Below are 961 nucleotides of genomic sequence, written 5' to 3'. Positions count from 1 at the left end.
CGCACGTCGATTGGTCGGCGGGCGCGGTGCAACTGCTCACCGAAGCCGTGGAGTGGCCGGAGACGGACCACCCGCGCCGGGCCGCCGTCTCGTCCTTCGGCGTCAGCGGCACCAACGCGCACACGATCATCGAGCAGGCCCCGCCGCTGGAGGAGGAGCCCGAAGCGGCGCCTGCCGTCGGTCCGTCGGCGTGGCTGCTGTCGGCCAAGAGTGAGGCGGCGCTGCGGGCGCAGGCGGCCGGCCTGCTGTCCTTCGTGGACGACACGATGTCGCCGCTGGACATCGGCTTCTCCCTGGCCACGACCCGGGCGGCGCTGCGCCACCGGGCCGTGGTGATGGGGGAGAGCCGCGAGGAACTGCTCACCTCCTTGGGCGACTTGGCGTCCGGCGCCCCGTCGTCCGGCGTGGTGCTGGGGCGTCCGGTCGGCGGCAAGACGGGCTTCCTCTTCTCGGGGCAGGGGTCGCAACGCCTCGGCATGGGACGGGAGTTGTACGCGGCGTACCCGGTGTTCGCGGAGGCGTACGACGCCGTGTGCGCTCACCTGGACGCGCCGGTGGATGTCGATGCCGAGTCGCTGGACGAGACCGGGCGCACGCAGCCCGCATTGTTCGCCGTCGAGGTGGCGCTGTTCCGGTTGCTGGAGTCGTGGGGTGTGCGGCCGGATTACGTGGCCGGTCACTCGGTGGGCGAGATCGCCGCGGCCCACGTGGCCGGGGTGCTGTCGCTGGAGGACGCGGCGAAGCTGGTGTCCGCCCGCGCCCGGCTGATGCAGGCGCTGCCGAGCGGCGGTGCGATGGTGGCGGTGCAGGCGACCGAGGACGAGGTGCTGCCGCACCTCACCGAGCAGACCGGTATCGCCGCCGTCAACGGCCCGCAGTCGGTGGTGGTTTCCGGTGCCGAGGACGCGGTGCTGGCGATCGCGGAGGTCTTCAGGCAGCAGGGCCGCAAGACGTCCCGGCT

At 72.8% G+C, this 961-nt stretch carries 1 protein-coding gene; it reads left to right on the top strand.

The window, feature by feature from the left end; all coding sequences use genetic code 11:
• A partial coding sequence (locus HG542_RS34120) for an acyltransferase domain-containing protein (protein ID WP_171088309.1) occupies positions 1-961 on the top strand: 961 nt, incomplete at both ends.

It is taken from the genome of Streptomyces morookaense, assembly GCF_013030945.1.
In the GTDB taxonomy this organism is placed as follows: Bacteria; Actinomycetota; Actinomycetes; order Streptomycetales; family Streptomycetaceae; genus Streptomyces; species Streptomyces morookaensis.
This window is presented reverse-complemented; position numbering and strand designations above follow the sequence as displayed.